Below are 19,388 nucleotides of genomic sequence, written 5' to 3' on the forward strand. Positions count from 1 at the left end.
ATCCTTCGCCCCTGCTGCAGCATACGCCGATGGCGGAATCTGACAAGCAAAGCGTCACGCTGCGGCCTTCAGCCGTCGATCCGGGTCAGGTCGGCCACGCGGCCGCAGGTCGTGCGGATGCGGTGCAGAAGGTTCAGCCGGTTGCGGCGGATGATCTCGTTGTCGGAATTGACCTGCACCGCCTCGAAGAAGGCGTCGATCGGCGCGCGCAGGGCAGCCATGGCGGCCATCGCCGCCGCGAAATCCTCGGCCTCCATCGCCGGGCCGATGGCAGCCTCGGCCACGTCGAGCGCGTCGAACAGCGCGTCCTCGGCCGGGTCGTCGGCGAATTTCCGGTCGGCCCCGAACGAGTATTCGACCCCGTCCTTTTCCTCGGCCTGGGTCAGGATGTTGTTGGCGCGCTTGAAGCCCTGCACCAGGTTTTCGCCATCCTCGGTGCCCAGCACCGCCTGCAGCGCCCCGGCCCGCTTGACCAGCAAGGTCAGGTCGTCATTGCCGGGCATCGCCAGACAGGCGTCGATCACGTCATGGCGGATGCCCTGATCGCGCAGATGGACCTTGAGCCGGTCGTGGAGGAAGGACAGCAGATCGGCCGCCGTGCCCTTACCCGTCTCTGTCAGGCGAGAAAGAGCCCAGGCCGACACCTCGGTCAGCGGCATGCGGATCGTGCCGGTCAACACCAACCGGATCACACCCAGCGCCGCACGACGCAACGCAAAGGGGTCCTTGGACCCGGTGGGCTTCTCGTCGATGGCCCAGAAGCCGGTCAGCGTGTCCATCTTGTCGGCCAGAGCCACGGCGACCGATACCGGCGCGGTCGGGACCTCGTCGGACGGCCCGAGGGGCTTGTAATGCAGCGCACAGGCCTCGGCGACCTCGGCGGGCAGGCCCGCGGCCTCGGCATAATAGCGGCCCATCAGGCCCTGAAGCTCGGGGAATTCATAGACCATCTGCGAGGCCAGATCGAGCTTGGCGACCTTGGCCGCCTGTTCCGCCAGATCGGGATCGGCGCCGACCAAGGGCGCGATCTCGCGGGCCAGCGCCGCGATGCGACCGATCCGGTCGGCCTGAGAGCCTAGCGCGCTCTGGAAGGTCACATGGGTCAGGGCCTGGCGCCACTCCTCCATGCCCGCCTTGGCAACGGCAAGGTCGTTGCCCCAGAAGAAGGCCGCATCCGACAGGCGCGCGGACAGCACTTTTCCGTTGCCCTTGAGGATGGTTTCGCCGTTATCGGCCGTTTCCCGGTTCGCGACCGTCACAAATCGAACAATCCGCCCAGTCTTCGGGTCCTTGACCGAGAAGAACTTCTGATGCTCCTTCATAGAGGTCTGAAGCACCTCGGGCGGCAGGTCCAGGAAGGCCTCGCCGATGGCGCCCATCAGCACCACGGGCCATTCCACCAGCCCCGCGACCTCGGTCAGCAGGCCCTTGTCCTCGACCACCTCAAGACCTTGCGCAAAGGCCGCGTTGGTCGCGTCATGCCAGATCTGTTCGGCGCGTTCGTCCTGATCGAGCATGACATTCGCGCGCTTGAGCTTGACCGCGTAATCCTCGAAGCCCGTCACCCGGACGGGCTCGGGCGCCATGAAGCGGTGGCCGCGGGTCATGTCGCCCGCACGAATGCCGTCGATCTCCAGCGGGACGACCTCGGCCCCGGCCTCGGTCGTCAGCAGGCAAAGGATCGACTGCAGCGGCCGCACCCAGCGCAGGCTGCCCGTGCCCCAGCGCATGGATTTGGGCCAGGGGAAGTTGCGGATCGTCGCCTCCAGCACCTCGGCCACGATCTCGGCGGCGTCGCGACCGGGCTTTTCGATCACCGCGATCCAGACCTGACCCTTCTTGTCGTCGCGGGCCTGAAGCTGGTCCTTCGTCAGCCCGGTCGAGCGCAGGAAGCCGTCCAGCGCCTTTTCCGGCGCATCGACGCGGGGCCCCTTGCGCTCTTCCTTCAGATCGGGGCTGCGGGCCGAAAGCCCCTCGATGGCCAGCACCAGACGGCGCGGCGTCGACCATGCGCGGGCATGGGCATAGCTCAGCCCCGCCTCGACCAGCCCGTCGGTCACCCGCTGGCGCAGCGCCTCGCGCGCCCCGGCCTGCATCCGCGCCGGAATTTCCTCGGAGAAAAGTTCGATCAGAAGGTCGGGCATGGGGCGTCTCTAGTTCGCGGCTGCGGGCGCATCGCCCGTCCAGCCGCCGGCTTTCGTTTCGACGAAGGCGTCGGCGCAACGCTTGGCCAGCGCGCGCACCCGCCCGATATAGGCCTGGCGCTCGGTGACCGAAATCACGCCGCGCGCGTCCAGCAGGTTGAAGAAATGGCTGGCCTTGATGCACTGGTCATAGGCCGGGTGCACCATGATGATGCGCTTGCCGCTGCGCGGGTCCTCGGTCGGCTGGTCGAGGATGCGGGCGCATTCGGCCTCGGCCGCCTCGAAGAAGTGCAGAAGCTTGTCGGTATCGGCCACGTCGAAGTTCCAGCGGCTGTATTCTTCCTCGGTCTGCCGGAAGACATCGCCATATTTCAGCGCGATCGGCGCATCGGGGTCGTTGAAGGGCATGTCCATCACATGGTCGATGCCCAGCACATACATCGCCAGACGCTCCAGCCCGTAGGTCAGCTCGCCCGAGACCGGATGGCAGTCATGGCCGCCGACCTGCTGGAAATAGGTGAACTGGCTGACTTCCATGCCATCGCACCAGACTTCCCAGCCCAGACCCCAGGCGCCCAGCGTCGGGCTTTCCCAGTCGTCCTCGACGAAGCGGATGTCGTGATAGTCGAAATCGATGCCGATGGCGGCCAGCGAGCCGAGGTACAGCTCCTGAAGGTCCGGCGGGCTGGGTTTGATCAGCACCTGATACTGGTAATAATGCTGCATCCGGTTGGGGTTCTCGCCATAACGCCCGTCGGTCGGCCGCCGTGAGGGCTGGACATAGGCCGCGGCCCATGGCCGGGTTCCGAGCGAGCGCAGCGTGGTCGCCGGATGGAAGGTACCCGCGCCCACTTCCATGTCGTAGGGCTGCAGGATCGCACAGCCCTTGGACGCCCAGTAGGTCTGGAGCCTGAGGATGATCTCCTGGAAACTGCGCGGTTTGCCGTCGCTCATGGCGCCCTAAATCCCCTGTGCCGGTGGATGACTGCGCCTCAATAGGCAAGCGATGCAACAGGGTCAATCAACCCGACAAGAAAGGGGCTTGTTAGACGTGCATTAAATCCGCTTCCTGCTAGGGTCGCGACAGATTCGCCGCAGGGGCGAACGTGAGATACACGACAAGGTTTACTGGACTGATGAGAATTTTCGCAACGATCGCCTTCGTGCTGCTGGCGGCGCTGCCCGCGGCCGCGCAGGATCGCGCCTGGGTGCAGGTCGAGGCCCATCCGACGCTGCGCGAAGCCGAAGAGCGCGCCCGGGCCTATGCGGCCATCCTGCCCGATGTCGGGGCCTACCGTCTGAATTCGGGCTGGTACACCATTGCCGTGGGCCCCTTCCCCTCTGCCGAGGCCGAACTGGCCCGCTTCAAGGCCGGAGGGCTGGTTCCGGCCGACACCTTCATCGCCGACGGCACCAATTACGAACGGCGCGTCTGGCCGGTCGGTGCCGAAGCGGGCACGCCCTCGACCGAAGCCCCGGTGACTGCCCCCCCGGCAACCGACGCGGCGGCTGCCCCTGCGCCCGCCGCTGATCCGGCCCCCGAGATGGCCGCCGCAGCCGAGCCGGAGCCGGTGGCGGTGCCCGAGCTTCCCGACGAGACCCCGTATGAGGCCCGCCAGTCCGAGGCGCGGCTCGACACCCAGGGCCGGATGGAGATTCAGACCGCGCTGAAATGGGAAGGGTTCTACACCTCGACCATCGATGCGGCCTTCGGCCCGGGCACGCGCAACGCCATGGCCAGCTGGCAAGCGGCCAAGGGTTATGAGGCGACCGGCGTTCTGACATCGCGCCAGCGGGCCGAACTGGTCGGCGGCTATCAGGCGCAGATCGCACGTCTGGGGATGACCCCGGTCGACGAGCCCGAAGCCGGCATTCGCATCGAGATGCCCATGGGCCTGGTGCAGTTCGACCGCTACGAGCCGCCCTTCGTGCATTACGCAAGCCGCGGCGACAGCGGGGTCAAGGCGCTTCTGATCAGCGAGCGCGGCGATCAGTCGACGCTGTACGGGCTTTACGACATCATGCAGACGCTGGAGATCGTGCCGCTGGAAGGGGCGCGCGAACGCAATTCGCAAAGCTTCACCCTGACCGGGCGCAACGACCGGCTGGAATCCTACAGCTATGCGGTGCTGACCGGCGGGATGATCAAGGGCTTCTCGCTGATCTGGACCCCGACCGAAGATTCCCGCCTGATGCAACGCGCGGTCGCGATGATGAAGGACAGCCTCGAATCCGTGCCGAACGTCGCGCTCGATGAGACGCTGGGCGAAGCCACGCCCGAGCAGCGCGCCGACATGCTGTCGGGGCTCGACGTGCGCAAGCCCGATGCGACCCATTCGGGGTTCTTCGTCGATCCCAAGGGCACGGTCCTGACCACGACCAACGGGCTCGATGCCTGCCGCCGGATCACCATCGGCCCGGAACTGGAGATGCGGCTGACGGCGACCGACCCGGCCCAGGGACTGGCCTTGCTGACGCCGACGCGGACGCTGGCCCCCATCGGCTTTGCCGAATTCGCGCCGGGCGTGCCGCGGCTGCGGTCGGACGTGGCGGTTGCGGGCTTTTCCTATGGCGAGGTGCTGGATCTGCCGGTGCTGACCTTCGGCGTCCTGGCCGATCTCAAGGGCCTTGGCGGCGAAGAGGCGGTCGACCGGCTGGAACTCGACGCGCTGCCCGGCGACACCGGCGGCCCCATCCTCGACGCGTCGGGGGCGGTTCTCGGGGTGCTTCTGGCCCCGGCCGAGGGCGCGCGCCAGCTGCCCGACTCGGTGCGCTACGCGGCCGATGCGGCGGCGGTGGGCGCGTTCCTGTCGGCCAACGGCGTCGACCCGCGCGCCGCGGCCGGCACCGGCGCGTTGCCGCCCGCGGTGCTGTCGCGCCGCGCGGCCGACATGACCGTTCCGGTGTCCTGCTGGAACTGATGTGTTGCCCCGGGGCGCTGGCTTTGGTCGGCGCTCCGGACCTTCCGACAGCGCCGCTCAGGCCCGCCAGAACTGCACGGTGAAGATCGCGAAGACCACCAGCAGTTCCAGCCGCCCAACGAACATCGCCATCGACAGGATCCATTTGGCGATGTCGTTCAGCCCCGCGAAATTGCCCGACGGTCCGATCTGGTCGCCCAGCCCCGGCCCGATATTGCCCAGCGTCGTGGCCGCGCCCGACAGCGCCGTGGTCGCGTCGAGCCCGGTGGCGCCCAGCAGGACCGACACGATTCCCAGCGCCACCACGAAATAGACGAAGAAGGACATCACCGAGGACAGAACGTCTTCGTCGACCCGCCGCCCGTCATAGCGCGGCTGGAAGATCCCGTGTGGCGCGTAGATCGACTTGATCTGCACCCGGATCGCCGAGAACAGCAACTGATAGCGGAAGATCTTGATCGAACAGGCGGTCGAGCCCGCGCAGCCGCCGATCAGCCCGATGAAGAAGAACAGGATCACCGGCAGCGCCCCCCAGAGCTGGTAGTCGGTGCTGGCGAACCCGGTGCCCGAGATGATCGAGGTGACGTTGAACACCCCCTCGCGGAAGGCGTGTTCGTAATGGTCGCCATTGGCGAAGACCCGGAACGCGGCGATGATCAGCACGAAGGCCGCGATCACCGAGAGATAGGTCCAGATCTGGCTGTCGCGCAGGATCGGCTGCGCCTGCCCGGCCAGTAGCTGCACGTAACGCACGAAGGGCAGGCTCGCCAGCACCATGAAGACCGAGGCGACGTATTCGGGCACCCCCTGATACAGCCCGAACGACGCGTCATGGGTCGAGAACCCGCCGGTCGACACGGTGGTCAGCGCATGGTTCAACGCGTCGTAAAGCGGCATGCCCACGGCGGTGAAACAAAGCATGCAGGCGATTGTCAGGAAGAGGTAGATCCCCGAGATCTGCGCCGCGATCTCGACCGCGCGCGGCAGCACCTTGCCCCCTGTCTCGAACGCCTCGGACCGAAAGATCTGCATGCCGCCGACCTTGAGTTCGGGCAGGAACACCATGGCGACCACGATGATCCCGATTCCCCCGAACCATTGCAGCATCGAGCGCCACATCAGCGTGCCCCGGGGCAGCGCGTCGAGCCCGGTGAAAACGGTGGCCCCGGTGGTGGTCAGCCCCGACATCGCCTCGAAGAAGGCATCGACCGGACGGGCTTCGGGCAGGCCGAGAACGAAGGGAAGGCCCGCGAAGACCGGCAGCGCCAGCCACACCGCCGATGTCAGCAGGAAGGTCTGCCGGGTCGACAGACCGCCATCCGACCCGCTGGCGCAGGCCAGCGCCACCATCCCTCCGGTCAGGCCGGTCACCAGCGCCGATTGCAAAAAGGCGGACCAGTTGGGGTTACCATCCCAGAGATCGAACCCCATCGGGATCAGCATCGTGGCACCGAGCACGGCCACGAGCAGACCGATCACATATCCGACAGGGCGCAAGTCCAGCATGAGCGCAGGCTTGGCGGCGCGGCCCCGGCCTGTCAAGCGCGCTCAGCGGGCGTGGATCAGGGTCGAGAACAGCTTGGGGTCGAGACTGCCGGACGCGAAGGTCGGTCCTTCGGTCAGCACGCTGACCGCATCGTGGCTGTGCAGGCTTTCCTGATGGCTGGCGATGACCCGGAAATCGCCGATCCTCGGATCGGTCGACAGGGCTTCGGCAAAAAGCCGCGCCGCATCCTCGACGAAGATCGGATTGGCGGCATTGAGCTCGGCGAAGGCCTGTTCGTCCTCGCGCTTGACCATCACCTGGGTCTCGGTCGGCACGGCGCTGCGGCACAGCTCGACAAGATCCTCGAACCAGAGGCAGTCGCCGCCAGGCTCGAGCGCGACCGAGATGCGCGCCACCGAGCGCTGGGAATGCGGCGTGGCCAGTTGCCCGCGTTCGCGCCGAGCATGTTCGGAAAGTTCAAGCGAACAGGGGCAGGTCGAGCTGTAGACATAGTCGAGATGCATGATCTGACAAGCGGTTCCCGCCATATCGACCAGCTCAAGCCCGAAGTCGTAATATTGGAAACCCTCAAGTCCCGAGCGCAGCGAGCGCACGGTCATCGGGAACGAGAAGCGCATCATGATGCGCGCGTCGAAGGTTTCGAGATCGGTCTTGTAGCTGGCCAGGGCCGCCTCGATCACCTGAAAGCTGAAGGTCCGTTCAGCATGGGCATAGAAGCTCCGCATGATGCGGGACATGTTGATGCCCTTCTTCTCGGCCTCGAGGCTGACGGTCCCGGTGACCGAGGTTTCCAGAGTCAGATCGCCATTGTCCCGGGTATGGAACCGGATGGGCAGACGGAAGTTGGAAATCCCGACATGCTGGATCGGCCGCCGCGCGCCGCGGATCAGGCTCGCCGGGCCGTTCTGCAGATCGGGGAGCGTCGCCTTGTAGGTGTCGTCGGCGACAAAAGCCTCGGGATAGGCGCGGCTCAGCGCCGGATAGTCCGAGACCAGCCGCCCGGGCAGAAGGCGGGCGAGCGCCGGATCGAGGGTCTCGATCTCGGTGTCAGAGGCCGATCCGGCCCAGTCGCGCAGCAGCGCAAGCGCGCGTTCGGCCTCGGCACGGGTGGGCTCGCGGTCCATATCGCGGCTGAAAACGTTCATCGGGCTGTCCCCTTCTCGGCTTCGCCATGCCTCCAAGATGGGCGCGGAGGTCGGAAAGTCCATGACGATTTTCCAGATTTTGCAGGACCGCGCCCGCTGCCGGATGTCCGGTTCAAAGCGTATCGAGCGCCGCGCGCAGATCGGCCAGCAGATCGGCCGGATCTTCCAGCCCGACGCTTAGCCGCAAGAGCCCCGGACCGATCCCCAGCACCGACCGCGTCTCTTCGGGCAGGTTCTGATGGGTCGTGGTAGCGGGATGGGTGATGATGCTCTTGGCGTCGCCGAGGTTGTTCGAGATCCGCCAGATGTCGAGCGCGTTCAGCACCTTGAAGGCCGCCTCCTTGCCGCCCGCGAGATCGAGCGCCAGCAGCGTCCCGCCTTCGGGGAAGAGCGCATGGCCCGGATGCCCGGCAAGCCCGGGGTAAATGACCCGCGCGAACCGCGGATCGTCCTTCAGCCCCTCGGCGATCAGCCGCGCGCCCGCCGCCTGGGCGCGAACCCGAAGGTCGAGCGTTTCCAGCCCCTTCAGCATGACCCAGGCATTGAACGGGCTGATCGCGCCGCCGGAATGTTTCATGTAGGTCTGCACCGGCCCCCGGATCACCTCGCGCGGGCCGAGGATCGCGCCGCCAAGACAGCGACCTTGCCCGTCGATATGCTTGGTCGCCGAATAGACCACCAGATCGGCGCCCTGTTCGAAGGCCCGCGAAAAGACCGGCGTCGCGAAGACGTTGTCGACGATCACCTTGGCCCCGGCCGCATGGGCGATCTCGGCCACCGCCGGCAGGTCGACCACCTCGAGCACCGGGTTCGAGATCATCTCGAAGAAGACCGCCGCCGTGCCGGGCGTGACCGCGCGCCGCCAGGCCTCGAGATCGGTGCCGTCGACCAGCACCACCTCGACCCCGAAGCGGCCCAGCACCTCCTCGAGGATGTAAAGGCAGGACCCGAACAGCGCCCGGGCCGCCACGACCCGGTCGCCCGCCTTCAAAAGCGCCATCAGCGCGCCGTTCACCGCCGCCATCCCCGAGGCGCAGGCAAAGGCATCCTCGGCGCCCTCGATCATCGCCAGCCGGTCCTCGAAGATCGCGACCGTCGGGTTGCCATAGCGGGCATAGATGAACTCGTCCCGCGCGGCTTTCTCGAACCGTGCCTCGGCGGCCTCGGCGCTGGGATAATCGAAGCCCTGGGTGAGGAAGATCGCCTCGGAAAGCTCTGCAAACTGGCTGCGGCGCGCGCCCTCATGCACCGCCCGCGTGCGTTTCGTCCAGTCCCGGTCCATGGAGCGCGCCTCCTGCGCAAAACAAAATCCCCGAATCGTCAAAGACGCCGGGGACAAGCTCCGACCTCTTTAGCGGAATGTTTAGCGTGGCCCGCAATCCGGTGAACAAATCGCCACGTGAGGCATTGGGTAAGCGCTGTATGTCGGCGCGTCAAGCATCGTCATGCACATGTAACAGCGGCTTCACGGGCTTGTTTCAAAGCTTTTCTATCGAACGGCCGCAAGAGATTTTCGGAGCGGTCGGGATGCCCCTCGTCCAGGTCAACGCCGCCGGAGAACGGCCCGAGCCCCAGGGCGGCGCGGCCAGACTGGGCCTGTTGCTCGACCGGGCGTTGGCCGGGCTGCCGCCCCGCGCGCCCATCGCGGTGTTGATCCATGGGCTCAAATTCAGTCCAAGCGTCCCGGAGCTGAGCCCGCACCGGCATATCCTGGCCCTCGACCCCGAAGAACGCTGCTGGAAGGCGGTTTCCTGGCCGCGCGCGCTTGGCTTCACCGGTCAGAGCCGGTCCGAGGGCCTGTGCATCGCCTTCGGCTGGGAATCGGGCAGCAATGTCTGGCGCGCCTATGACGAGGCCGCGCGGGCGGGCCTGGCGCTGGCCCGGCTGATCGAGGCGATCCGGCTGCGTGCCCCCGACCGCCGGGTCGATCTTCTGGGCCATTCGCTGGGCGCGCGGGTGGCCCTGTCGGCGATGGCGGCGCTGAGCACCGACGCTGTCGGCCATGCGGTGCTGATGGCGCCCGCCGAATTCGCCTCGCAGGCGCAGGCCGCGCTGCGCTCGACGGCCGGGCGTCGGGCCAAGATACTGAACGTCACCAGCGGCGAGAACGACCTTTACGACTGGCTGCTGGAGCGGTTCGTGGCGCGGCGCGGCGACGGCCCGACGCTGGGCCGGGGGCTGGGAGCTGCGCAGGCCAACTGGGCGGATCTGCGGATCGACGATGCCCCGACACTGGCGGCGCTGGCGGGTCTCGGCCACCGGGTCGCGCCGCCCGACCGGCGGATCTGCCACTGGAGCCCCTATGTGCGACCCGGCATGCTGGCCCTTTACGCGGCGCTGATCCGGGGCGATCTGCCCTACGAGCTGCTGCGGACCCGTCTGCCCGAAGCCCGGGCGGCCCGCTGGTCACGCCTTCTTGCGCTGCCCCGGGTCGAGTTGTCCTTGCCCTTCGCCGGGAACGCCCCATCCTGAGCCTCGACACGGACCGGGAGACCGCTATGACATCCGAAATCGAGCTTTACTACTGGCCGACCCCGAACGGCTGGAAGATCTCCATCGCGCTTGAGGAAATGGCGCTGCCCTACACCCTGCATCTGGTCGATATCGGCGCGGGCGACCAGTTCAAGCCCGACTTCCTGAAAATCGCGCCGAACAACCGGATGCCAGCGATCATCGACCCGGACGGGCCCGATGGCGCACCGGTCTCGATCTTCGAATCGGGCGCGATCCTGCAATATCTGGCGCGCAAGACCGGGCAATTCTGCGGCCGGACCGAACGCGAGCGCATCGCGGTCGACCAGTGGCTGATGTGGCAGATGGGCGGGCTGGGGCCGATGGCGGGTCAGGCGCACCATTTCCTGAAATACGCGCCGAGCCTCGAGCCGCCGCAGGACCTGCCCTATGCCAAGGACCGCTACCGCAGCGAAGTGGCCCGGCTTTACGGCGTGCTCGACCGGCAGCTGGCGCTGGCAGAGTTCGTGGCGGGCGATTTCTTCTCGATCGCCGACATGGCGATCTGGCCCTGGGCCTCGAACTGGGAAGGCCAGGAACAGACGCTGGACGACAAGCCCAACATGGCGCGCTGGCTGGATCGTGTGGCCGCCCGACCCGGGGTGCAGCGAGGTCGCGCGCTTGCCGCCGAGAAACGGTCCGACCTCAGCACCGACCGCAAGGCCCAGGCCATGCTGTTCCGCAGGGGCTAGGCAAATCGAACAGACCGGATCTGACGCAGGGGCTGGACGAAAAATCTTCGCAGAAGATTTTTGGCCCCGGCTCAACCGTCGCGCTTGCCGTCCTCGAGACCATAGCGCTTGAACAGCCGCCCCTGCGCCATGAAGAACGCGAAGATCGCGACGGTCAGACCGAAGGTCTTGAAATTCACCCACATGTCGGTCGACATCGTCCGCCAGATGACCTCGTTCAGGACGGCGAGTCCGACGAAGAACAGCATCAGCCGCCGGGTCAGGATCATCCAGCCCGCCCTCTCGAGCGGCACCGCTTCATCCAGCACATATTGCAGATAGGACTTCCCGCGAAGAAGACCCACCCCCAGCACCGCGGCAAAGAGTGTGTAGATCGCGGTCGGCTTCATCTTGAAGAACCGCTCGTCGTTCAGCCAGACCGTCAGCCCGCCGAAGACAACGACCAAAACCGCCGTCGCGATCTGCATCTTCGAGACATGCCGCGTCAGCACCCAGAGGATCGCCGTCGTGATCAAGAGAAGCGGAATGAACCCGGCCGTCGCCAGCACGAAGCCCTCGTATTCGGTGCCCGCGATGGTGAAGGTCCGGTCGCGCAACCGCACGTAGGCCACGAAGAAGGCCACGATCGGCCCCAGTTCCAGCGCCAGTTTCAGCCCCGCGTTGATCTTGCGCTTTTCGGCCATCGGCCTCAGCCTCCCATCTCGACAATCACTGCCCCGGCGGCGATCAGCGTCATCAGCGCCAGCCGCCGCGGCCCCACCTTCTCGCCCAGGACCAGCCAGCCGATCAAGGCCGCAAACACGGTCGAGGTCTCGCGCAGCACGGCCGCCTCGCCCACCTTGTCGAGCCGCGTGGCCATCATCACCGCGCCGAAGCTCATGAAAGCCACCAGCCCGCCCGCAAAGCCCCGAAACATCAGTGGCCCCGCCGCCGGCGGGTCGGGCATCTGCCGCCAGCGCATCAGCGCCAGCCAGGGCATCACCGTCAGCCCGTCGATGAAGAAGAACCATGCGAGGAACGTGAACGGGTCGGCCGTCGCCCGGATGCCGTAGGCGTCGAAGGTGGTGTAGGCCGCGACGAACCCGCCGGTCAGAACCGCCAGCGCCAGCGCAGGCTTCAGGGTCTCGCGATTCGTGGTCCAGTGCCGCAGGTTATAGATGGCCAAGCCGTAGATCCCGGCCAGCAGCACCGCCACCCCCAGCCATTGCATCGGCTGGAAGACCTCGTCGAACAAGGCCCAGGCGCCGATCACCGTGAACAGCGGCCCGGTGCCGCGCACCACCGGATAGACGACCGTATAGGCGCCCTTGGTGTAGGTGTAGCCCTGGGCGATCTTGTAGGCGAGATGGATCGCGAAGGCGCCCGCGAAGATCGGCCACATATGTGGCTCGGGCCAGGGCACGACGAAAAGCGCGACGGGCGCGGCCATCGCCCCGTAGGAGAAGTCGATCGCGCCCCGCGACAGCCAGGGGTCGTGCCGCCCCTTCTGCAACGCCCCGAAGACCGCATGCAGCACCGCCGCCGACAGCGCCAGCACCAGCGCCAGATCGTGCCCGGCCTCGGTCCCCTCGATGGCGGCGATCCAGTCGGTCATCGCCGCCGGTGCCTCGGCCGCTCATCGCCACGCCTGCGGTCGCGCCAGGGCTGCTCAGCCATCGAGGCCCGCCAGCGCGTTGGCGAAGTCCTCCGGCTCGAACGGCGCCAGATCGTCGATCTGCTCGCCCACGCCGATGGCATGGATCGGCAGGCCGAACTTGTCGGCCAGCGCCACCAGAACGCCCCCCTTGGCGGTGCCGTCAAGCTTGGTCATCACCAGCCCCGAGACATCGGCCAGCTTCTGGAAGATCTCGACCTGGCTCAGCGCGTTCTGCCCCGTGGTCGCATCCAGCACCAGCAGCGTGTTATGCGGCGCGGTCTCGTCGCGCTTGCGGATCACCCGCACGATCTTGGCCAGTTCCTGCATCAGGTCCTGCCGGTTCTGCAGCCGTCCGGCCGTGTCGATCATCAGAAGGTCGGTGCCCTCGGCCTCGGCCCGGGCCATGGCGTCGAAGGCAAGGCTGGCCGGGTCGGCGCCCTGTGGCGCGGTCATCACCGGCACGCCCGCGCGCTGGCCCCAGACCTGAAGCTGTTCGACCGCCGCCGCTCGGAAGGTGTCGCCCGCGGCCACGATCACCGACTTGCCCGCGTCGCGGAACTGGCTGGCGAGCTTGCCGATGGTGGTGGTCTTGCCCGACCCGTTGACGCCGACCACCAGCACGACCTGCGGCTTCTTGGAATAAAGCGGCATCGGTCGCGCGACCGGCTCCATGATGCGGGCGATTTCGAAGGCCAGCAGCTCCTTGATCTCGTCGACCGAAAGCCGCTTGCCGAACCGGCCCTCGGCCATGTTGGCGGTGACCCGCAGCGCGGTATCAACCCCCATATCCGCCGAAATCAGCAGCTCTTCGAGGCTTTCCAGCATCGCGTCGTCAAGCTCGCGGCGGATGACCGTCTTCTTCTGTTCGGTGCGCGAGAACATGCGCCCTAAGAAGCCCCGGCGCGGAGCACCGGCCCCGGCCTCCGGGGGGTCGTAGGGTTCAGCCTCGTCCAGCATCGCGTCGCGCGCGGCAAGGGCACCCCCCGACAATTGGCCCGGCAGTTCCGGAGGGCTGTCCGACGGGATCTCGTCCGGCACCTCGGGCGGGACTTCCTCGGGCCAGTCCGGCAGTTCCTGCGGCGGCTCCGGCGGGATCTCGGACGGCCCGGGCGGGATGTTCAGAGGCTCGGGCTGCGGATCGGGCCGGGGCGGCACGACCGGCTCCGGTTCAGGTTCGGGCTCTGGCAGAGGGCCGGGTTCCGGGTCCGGCTCAGGTTCCGGTTGGGGCTCAGGCTCGGGAGGCTCTGGTGGCAGGTCGGGTTCCGGTTCCGGGGCGGCCATCGTCCAGGATGGCGCCTCGGCAGGACGGTCGATCCGGGCATCTTGCAGGGGATCGGGCCCCGAAGACACGCCAGAAGCAGCCTCGCTGGACTCATAGGGAGCGGGCTCACGGGCTGCCGGCTCGTCGCCGTCCCGTTCCTCGGCCTCGGATGCGCCCTCCTCTTGGGCCGCGACGCCCGAGCGGCCCGGGACCTCCTGTGCGGATTCGGCGGAATCGAACTCGGCGACCGGCCCGGCTTCCGGCTCCGGTTCCGTCTGTTCTGCGGGCCGCGACATGGCCTCGGCCGCACCGAGGACCAGCGGAACGGGACGGCCCCGCTCGCTCGCTGACTCGGTCGCATCGGCCTCGGCCGCCCTTTCGGGGTCTGCCTGCCCGGCCTCCGGAGCCGCGGAAGGCGGGTCCTCCGGATCGCCCGTTGGGTCGACCGGGGCAGAGGCACCGGACGGGGAAGGGTCGGACGGCAGAGGCTCGGACGAGGAGGCCTCCAGCTCTTCCTCGCGGCCGCCGTCGCGCACGATGTCTTCAAGCCCCTGCTCGATCTTCGAGGACGACTTGCCGAGCCGCTGCCTGAGCTTGCTGAAAAACGCCATATCCCCTCCTGCCTGCCCCGTCCGGGGGCCAGATCTGACCTAAGCGGAAACGCCCCGATATGGAAGGGGGCGTGCCGGGACCTATCTTTGGCACAGGGGCGCACGTAGGCCATGGCACCCGCCGACGCACCCGCGGCCCGGGGCGGACAGGCTGGCGAAGACCGGTGCGCTCTGGCACAGTGAAACCGCCGACATCCCGGAGGACCCCGATGCGCCTTGCGCCAACCGCCCTGATCCTGGCTGCCGCCCTGGCCGCACCGGCCGCCCGCGCCCCGGCCGCGGAAACCGCCGAACCGATGTCGGCGGCCGCCTTCGACCGCTATGCCACCGGAAAGACCCTGTTCTATGCCTCGGACGGTCATGCCTACGGGGCGGAACAATATCTCAGCGGGCGGCGGGTGATCTGGACCTTCCTCGATGGCAACTGCTCGGAAGGGGTCTGGTACGAGTCCAACGGCCAGATCTGCTTTCGCTACGACCACGACCCCGAAGACCCGCAATGTTGGAGCTTCTTCGAATCCGGCGGCGGGCTGATGGCGCAGTTCGAGAACGACCCGGCCCAGACCGAACTGATCGAGGTCAACCAGAGCCGAGAGCCGCTGATGTGCACCGGCCCCGACGTCGGGGCCTGACCGCCGGGCCTCAGAGCAGCGAGCCCTGTTCGGGCGGCTCCTCGGTCTTGCGGGCGCGGCGCGGCGGGCGGCCGCCGATGGCAAGACGCCCGTCCTGGAACTCGATTTCCAGCGCGCCCGCCTGTTCGGCCGAGGCCCGGGTGGTGACCACCTGCCCGCCCGACCGGACCACGGCGAAGCCGCGGCGCAGGGTCTCCTGATAGCTCAGTCCCGCCCGCATCCTCTCCAGTGCCTCAAGCCGGGCCCGGCGCCGGTCGAAATCGCTGGCCAGCGCCGCGCGCAGCCGCGCCTCAAGCCGGGCCAGCGCCTCCTGCCCCGAGACGGTGCGGCGGTCCAGAAGCTCCGGACGCAGTCGGCGGGACAGGGCCACAAGCTCGGCGCGACGCTGACGGACCAGCCGGTCGAGCGCGGGAGCGATGCGGGCGGCGCGGTCCTCGGTCCGGCGGCGTTCGTCCGCGACCCGGCGGCGCAGCGCCGCGGGGCGCAGCACCGCCGCCGCCTCTGACAGGCGCAACCGTTCGCGCGCGACCCGGGCCGACAGCGCCGCGGGCAGCCGCTCGGCCGCGCGGTCCAGACGCTGGGCCGCGAAATTCAGAAGCGTCTCGGGCCGGGGCAGCGCGCGGGCCAGATCCGCCAGCCGCTGGCGCCGCTGTGTCAAGAGCCGCCCAAGCGCCGCCGAACGCCGTGCCTCGAGCCCGTCGAGCGCGGCGATCAGGTCCAGCCGCACCGGCACCGCCATCTCGGCCGCCGCCGTGGGCGTGGGCGCGCGCCGGTCGGCGGCATAGTCGATCAGCGTTGTATCGGTCTCGTGGCCGACCGCCGAGATCAGCGGAATGTCCGACTCGGCCGCAGCGCGCACCACGATTTCCTCGTTGAAACCCCACAGATCTTCCAGGCTGCCGCCGCCCCGGGCCACGATCAGCAGATCCGGCCGGGGGATCGCGCCGCCCTCGGGCAGGGCGTTGAAACCACGGATCGCACGGGCCACCTCGGGGGCACAGGCCGCGCCCTGTACGGCAACGGGCCAGATCAGCACATGGCGCGGAAACCGGTCGCCCAGCCGGTGCAGGATGTCGCGGATCACCGCCCCCGAGGGCGAGGTCACCACACCGATCACCCGTGGCAGATAGGGCAACGCGCGCTTGCGCTCGGCCGCGAAAAGCCCTTCGGCCGCCAACGCCGCCTTGCGCTTTTCCAGCATCGCCATCAGCGCGCCGACACCCGCAGGCGCGATATCCTCGATCACCATCTGATAGCGCGACTGGCCGCCAAAGGTCGTCAGCCGCCCGGTGGCGATCACCTCCATGCCCTCCTCGGGCCGGGTCGCCAGCCGCTGCGCGGTGCCCTTCCAGATCACCGAGGCCAGCACGTTCCGGTCGTCCTTGAGGTCGAGATAGATGTGCCCCGAACGCGGCAGGCTGACCCGCCCGACCTCGCCGCGCACGCGGACATGCGAAAAGGCGCCCTCGACCGTGCGCTTCACCGCGCCGGAGATTTCCGACACGGTGTATTCCGGGGAATTCGGGCTGGGGCCGTCGGGGCCCTCGTCGTCGATGAGATCGGACATGGACCTTTCGTGCCCAAAATCCCGGGCGCGTTCAACTGTCCTTGTGCCTCTCCGGTCGTGCGGAGCAGCTCAGGCAGGAACCGACTCCAGCACCGGCCCCAGCGACAGTTCGCGCAGATAGACCGAGACGCCGCGCGGCGTGGTCAGATCGACGCGCATCGCGCCCCGCGTGGTCCAGGCCAGATAGTCCGCGCCCTGCACCAGCGCCGCCTCGGTCGCGGGACCGAAGGCGCCGTCGATCCGCGCAGCGTAAAGCCCGACCTCGCGCAGTTCGGCCTGAACCGCCGCGCGCTCTTCAGGCACCAGGCGACCGAAGCCGAGTTCCAGCAGATCTGGGCGGTAGGCCCCGCCCGGACGGCCATGCGGGGCGGGGGCGAAGGGAGCGAAGGCAATGGCGCGTCGGTTCATCGGATCACCTGGATTGCAGAGACTGGTGTGGAGGGGGCGGTTAACGAAAGGTTTATTCGTCTGATCTGCCCCCGCCGCCGGGCATGGCTGGGGACAAACCAAGGCGATTTCGCGGTCGCTTGCCCGGGGCCGCCGCGCAGCCTACAAGGCGCCGGACGAGAGCTTGGCGAAAGGCGGCAGATGAACATCCTCATTCTCGGCGGCGGCGGGCGGGAACATGCGCTGGCCTGGGCGATCCTGCAGAACCCGAAATGCGACCGGCTGATCGTGGCGCCGGGCAATGCCGGGATCGCGGCCATCGCCGAATGCGCGACGCTCGACATCGAGGATGGCGGCGCGGTCGCGGCCTTCGCCGAGGAGAACGCGGTCGATTTCGTGGTGATCGGCCCCGAGGCGCCGCTGGCCGCGGGCGTGGCCGACCGGCTGGAGGCAGCGGGCCTTCTCTGCTTCGGGCCGAGCCAGGCGGCCGCGCAGCTGGAAAGCTCGAAAAGCTTCACCAAGGCGGTCTGCGACGCCTGCAACGCGCCCACCGCAAGCTATGGCCATTTCACCGATGCCGCGGCTGCCAAGGCCCATATCCGCGAGACCGACGCGCCCATCGTGGTCAAGGCCGACGGGCTCGCGGCCGGCAAGGGCGTGATCGTGGCCCAGACCGAGGCCGAGGCCGAGGCCGCCATCGACGACATGTTCGGCGGTGCCTTCGGGGGCGCGGGCGCCGAGGTGGTGATCGAGGAATTCATGGAGGGCGAGGAAGCCTCGTTCTTCGTCCTGTGCGACGGCACCGACGTGCTGGCCATCGGCACCGCTCAGGACCACAAGCGCGTGGGCGAAGGCGATACCGGTCCCAACACGGGCGGCATGGGCGCCTATTCCCCGGCCCCGGTCATGACCGACGCCGTCTGCGCCAAGGCTTTGGAAGACATCGTCAAGCCGACCGTCGCCGAGATGGCACGGCGCGGCACGCCCTACAAGGGCGTGCTTTATGCCGGGCTGATGGTCCGGGACGGCCAGCCCCGGCTGGTCGAATACAATGTCCGCTTCGGCGATCCCGAGGCCCAGGTTCTGATGATGCGGCTTGGCGGACAGGCGCTCGACCTGATGCTGGCCTGCGCCGAGGGCCGTCTGGCCGACGCGAAGGTCAACTGGGCCGACGACCATGCCATGACCGTGGTGATGGCCGCCAAGGGCTATCCCGGCGCCTATGAGAAGGGCTCGGTCATCGGCGGGCTCGACGCCCTGCCCGCCGACAGCTTCCGGATGGTGTTTCATGCCGGCACCCGCGCCGAGGACGGCAAGGTGACGGCAGCCGGCGGCCGGGTGCTGAACGTGACCGCGCGGGGCGCAAGCCTCGCCGAGGCGCGCGAGCGGGCCTATGCGATGATCGACCGGATCGACTGGCCCGAGGGGTTTTTCCGGCGCGACATCGGCTGGCGGGCGCTCTAGCGCCCCACACTCAGATCAGCAGCACCAGCATCAGGATCGACACCAGCAGAAGCGCCATGCCGAGGATCTCGGCCAGGCGCAGTTTTTCCTTGAAGACCAGCACCGAGGCGAGGATCGAGAAGATCAGCTCGACCTGGCCGAGGCTGCGGACATAGGCGGCGTTCTGCAGCGCGAAGGCGGTGAACCAGCCCGCGCTGCCCAGCACGCCCGCCACCCCCACCGGCAGCACCGATGTCCAGGTGCGGGCCACCCGGGCCAGCTCGCCCGGTTCGCGCCAGGCCATCCAGGCCGCCATGGCCAGCGTCTGCATCGCGGTCACGCAGCTGAGCGCCATCAGTGCCCGCAACAGCGGGTCGGCACTGTCGACCTGCAGCGTCGCGCCGCGATAGCCGATGGCCGACAACCCGAACAGCCCACCCGCCAGCAGCCCCAGCCCCAGCGCGCGATAGGAAACGCCCACCCTGCCCCAGCCCCCCGGCGGGCGCGACAGCGCGACCACACCCAGAACGCCGACGCCGATGGCCGCCATCCCCGGCGCTGAAACCGGCTCGCCCAGCAAAAGTGCCGAGAAGGCCGCAACCTGGATCGCCTCGGTCTTGGTGAAGGCCATCCCGACCGCGAAGGAGCGTTCCGAGAACAGCGCGACGGTTGCGAAGGTGGCGATGATCTGCGCCAGCCCGCCGGTCGCGGCATGGGCCCAGAAGGCGGGCGTGATCCCGGGCAGCGCCTCGCCCCGGATCGCCAGCAGGGCGGCAAGCCCCGCCGCCGCCAGCGGCGCGGCGAAGACGAATCGCGAAAAGGTGGCCCCGGCGGTCGAGAGCCCAAGTCCCCTCAGCCGCTTTTGCAGCATGAACCGGACGGTCTGCACCGCCGCCGCCCCGAGGGTCACGATTACCCAGAGATCCACGTC

16 protein-coding genes and 1 riboswitch are annotated in these 19,388 nt (G+C 68.1%); of the genes, 5 read left to right on the plus strand and 11 right to left on the minus strand.

Annotated elements, in window-relative coordinates; translation table 11 throughout:
- Positions 1-68 precede the first annotated feature (68 nt).
- Together glyS and C8N38_RS03295 are read right to left on the minus strand one after the other, a co-directional pair.
- Positions 69-2,144: a glycine--tRNA ligase subunit beta gene (gene glyS / locus C8N38_RS03290; protein WP_108023921.1), complete on the minus strand. Its 2,076-nt coding sequence runs from the start codon at positions 2,142-2,144 to the stop codon at positions 69-71.
- Positions 2,145-2,153: 9 nt separating this feature from the next.
- Positions 2,154-3,098 carry a glycine--tRNA ligase subunit alpha gene (locus C8N38_RS03295; RefSeq protein WP_108023923.1) on the minus strand — a complete coding sequence of 315 codons (945 nt, stop codon included), beginning with the start codon at positions 3,096-3,098 and terminating at the stop codon, positions 2,154-2,156.
- A gap of 182 nt (positions 3,099-3,280) precedes the next feature.
- Between C8N38_RS03295 and C8N38_RS03300 the strand changes: the two genes are divergently transcribed.
- On the plus strand, positions 3,281-5,065 hold the full coding sequence (locus tag C8N38_RS03300) for a serine protease (RefSeq protein ID WP_108023925.1): 1,785 nt from the start codon (positions 3,281-3,283) through the stop codon (positions 5,063-5,065).
- A gap of 57 nt (positions 5,066-5,122) precedes the next feature.
- Here C8N38_RS03300 and C8N38_RS03305 read toward each other — a convergent pair whose 3' ends face one another.
- From C8N38_RS03305 to metZ, 3 genes are all read right to left on the minus strand, one after another.
- Positions 5,123-6,571: a TrkH family potassium uptake protein gene (locus C8N38_RS03305; protein ID WP_108023927.1), complete on the minus strand. Its 1,449-nt coding sequence runs from the start codon at positions 6,569-6,571 to the stop codon at positions 5,123-5,125.
- A 42-nt stretch (positions 6,572-6,613) separates the two neighbouring features.
- Positions 6,614-7,717 carry a GTP cyclohydrolase FolE2 gene (gene folE2 / locus C8N38_RS03310; RefSeq protein WP_108023929.1) on the minus strand — a complete coding sequence of 368 codons (1,104 nt, stop codon included), beginning with the start codon at positions 7,715-7,717 and terminating at the stop codon, positions 6,614-6,616.
- Positions 7,718-7,829: 112 nt separating this feature from the next.
- Entirely contained in the window at positions 7,830-8,999 is a 1,170-nt protein-coding gene (metZ, locus tag C8N38_RS03315; protein WP_108023931.1) for an O-succinylhomoserine sulfhydrylase, read from the minus strand.
- A 48-nt stretch (positions 9,000-9,047) separates the two neighbouring features.
- Positions 9,048-9,126, minus strand: a riboswitch (SAM riboswitch).
- Between the two features lie 118 nt (positions 9,127-9,244).
- Between metZ and C8N38_RS03320 the strand changes: the two genes are divergently transcribed.
- On the plus strand, positions 9,245-10,189 hold the full coding sequence (locus C8N38_RS03320) for an alpha/beta fold hydrolase (RefSeq protein ID WP_158272292.1): 945 nt from the start codon (positions 9,245-9,247) through the stop codon (positions 10,187-10,189).
- 26 nt (positions 10,190-10,215) lie between these two features.
- Positions 10,216-10,920, plus strand: a complete 705-nt coding sequence (locus tag C8N38_RS03325; protein ID WP_108023935.1) for a glutathione S-transferase N-terminal domain-containing protein — start codon at positions 10,216-10,218, stop codon at positions 10,918-10,920.
- 71 nt (positions 10,921-10,991) lie between these two features.
- Here C8N38_RS03325 and C8N38_RS03330 read toward each other — a convergent pair whose 3' ends face one another.
- The 3 genes from C8N38_RS03330 to ftsY are packed head-to-tail and all read right to left on the minus strand — an operon-like array spanning position 10,992 to position 13,837.
- Complete coding sequence (locus tag C8N38_RS03330) at positions 10,992-11,603, minus strand: inner membrane-spanning protein YciB (protein ID WP_108023937.1); 612 nt, start codon at positions 11,601-11,603, stop codon at positions 10,992-10,994.
- A 5-nt stretch (positions 11,604-11,608) separates the two neighbouring features.
- Positions 11,609-12,514, minus strand: coding sequence for an EamA family transporter (locus C8N38_RS03335; protein ID WP_108023939.1), 906 nt, complete (start codon positions 12,512-12,514; stop codon positions 11,609-11,611).
- Between the two features lie 54 nt (positions 12,515-12,568).
- Entirely contained in the window at positions 12,569-13,837 is a 1,269-nt protein-coding gene (ftsY, locus tag C8N38_RS03340) for a signal recognition particle-docking protein FtsY (protein ID WP_215731081.1), read from the minus strand.
- A gap of 800 nt (positions 13,838-14,637) precedes the next feature.
- On the opposite strand from ftsY, the gene C8N38_RS03345 reads away from it, so the two are divergent.
- Positions 14,638-15,060 carry a hypothetical protein gene (locus tag C8N38_RS03345; RefSeq protein ID WP_425440011.1) on the plus strand — a complete coding sequence of 141 codons (423 nt, stop codon included), beginning with the start codon at positions 14,638-14,640 and terminating at the stop codon, positions 15,058-15,060.
- 10 nt (positions 15,061-15,070) lie between these two features.
- On the opposite strand, the gene xseA is transcribed toward C8N38_RS03345, so the two are convergent.
- Together xseA and C8N38_RS03355 are read right to left on the minus strand one after the other, a co-directional pair.
- Positions 15,071-16,627: an exodeoxyribonuclease VII large subunit gene (gene xseA, locus C8N38_RS03350; RefSeq protein ID WP_108023941.1), complete on the minus strand. Its 1,557-nt coding sequence runs from the start codon at positions 16,625-16,627 to the stop codon at positions 15,071-15,073.
- Positions 16,628-16,696: 69 nt separating this feature from the next.
- Positions 16,697-17,035, minus strand: coding sequence for a peptidoglycan-binding domain-containing protein (locus C8N38_RS03355; protein WP_108023943.1), 339 nt, complete (start codon positions 17,033-17,035; stop codon positions 16,697-16,699).
- 180 nt (positions 17,036-17,215) lie between these two features.
- On the opposite strand from C8N38_RS03355, the gene purD reads away from it, so the two are divergent.
- Entirely contained in the window at positions 17,216-18,478 is a 1,263-nt protein-coding gene (purD, locus tag C8N38_RS03360; RefSeq protein WP_108023945.1) for a phosphoribosylamine--glycine ligase, read from the plus strand.
- Positions 18,479-18,488: 10 nt separating this feature from the next.
- Here the strand turns inward: purD and C8N38_RS03365 are convergent, their stop codons facing one another.
- Positions 18,489-19,385 (minus strand): EamA family transporter, encoded by an 897-nt coding sequence (locus tag C8N38_RS03365; RefSeq protein ID WP_108023947.1) that lies wholly within the window; start codon positions 19,383-19,385, stop codon positions 18,489-18,491.
- Positions 19,386-19,388 lie beyond the last annotated feature (3 nt).

Source organism: Rhodovulum kholense (assembly GCF_003053725.1).
GTDB classification, from domain to species: domain Bacteria; phylum Pseudomonadota; class Alphaproteobacteria; order Rhodobacterales; family Rhodobacteraceae; genus Rhodovulum; species Rhodovulum kholense.

Coding starts and splice junctions, on each gene's coding strand:
- glyS (WP_108023921.1), bottom strand. CDS start 2,144: ATGCCCGACCTTCTGATCGAACTTTTCTCCGAGGAAATTCCGGCGCGG.
- C8N38_RS03295 (WP_108023923.1), bottom strand. CDS start 3,098: ATGAGCGACGGCAAACCGCGCAGTTTCCAGGAGATCATCCTCAGGCTC.
- C8N38_RS03300 (WP_108023925.1), top strand. CDS start 3,281: ATGAGAATTTTCGCAACGATCGCCTTCGTGCTGCTGGCGGCGCTGCCC.
- C8N38_RS03305 (WP_108023927.1), bottom strand. CDS start 6,571: ATGCTGGACTTGCGCCCTGTCGGATATGTGATCGGTCTGCTCGTGGCC.
- folE2 (WP_108023929.1), bottom strand. CDS start 7,717: ATGAACGTTTTCAGCCGCGATATGGACCGCGAGCCCACCCGTGCCGAG.
- metZ (WP_108023931.1), bottom strand. CDS start 8,999: ATGGACCGGGACTGGACGAAACGCACGCGGGCGGTGCATGAGGGCGCG.
- C8N38_RS03320 (WP_158272292.1), top strand. CDS start 9,245: ATGCCCCTCGTCCAGGTCAACGCCGCCGGAGAACGGCCCGAGCCCCAG.
- C8N38_RS03325 (WP_108023935.1), top strand. CDS start 10,216: ATGACATCCGAAATCGAGCTTTACTACTGGCCGACCCCGAACGGCTGG.
- C8N38_RS03330 (WP_108023937.1), bottom strand. CDS start 11,603: ATGGCCGAAAAGCGCAAGATCAACGCGGGGCTGAAACTGGCGCTGGAA.
- C8N38_RS03335 (WP_108023939.1), bottom strand. CDS start 12,514: ATGACCGACTGGATCGCCGCCATCGAGGGGACCGAGGCCGGGCACGAT.
- ftsY (WP_215731081.1), bottom strand. CDS start 13,837: ATGGCCGCCCCGGAACCGGAACCCGACCTGCCACCAGAGCCTCCCGAG.
- C8N38_RS03345 (WP_425440011.1), top strand. CDS start 14,638: ATGCGCCTTGCGCCAACCGCCCTGATCCTGGCTGCCGCCCTGGCCGCA.
- xseA (WP_108023941.1), bottom strand. CDS start 16,627: ATGTCCGATCTCATCGACGACGAGGGCCCCGACGGCCCCAGCCCGAAT.
- C8N38_RS03355 (WP_108023943.1), bottom strand. CDS start 17,035: ATGAACCGACGCGCCATTGCCTTCGCTCCCTTCGCCCCCGCCCCGCAT.
- purD (WP_108023945.1), top strand. CDS start 17,216: ATGAACATCCTCATTCTCGGCGGCGGCGGGCGGGAACATGCGCTGGCC.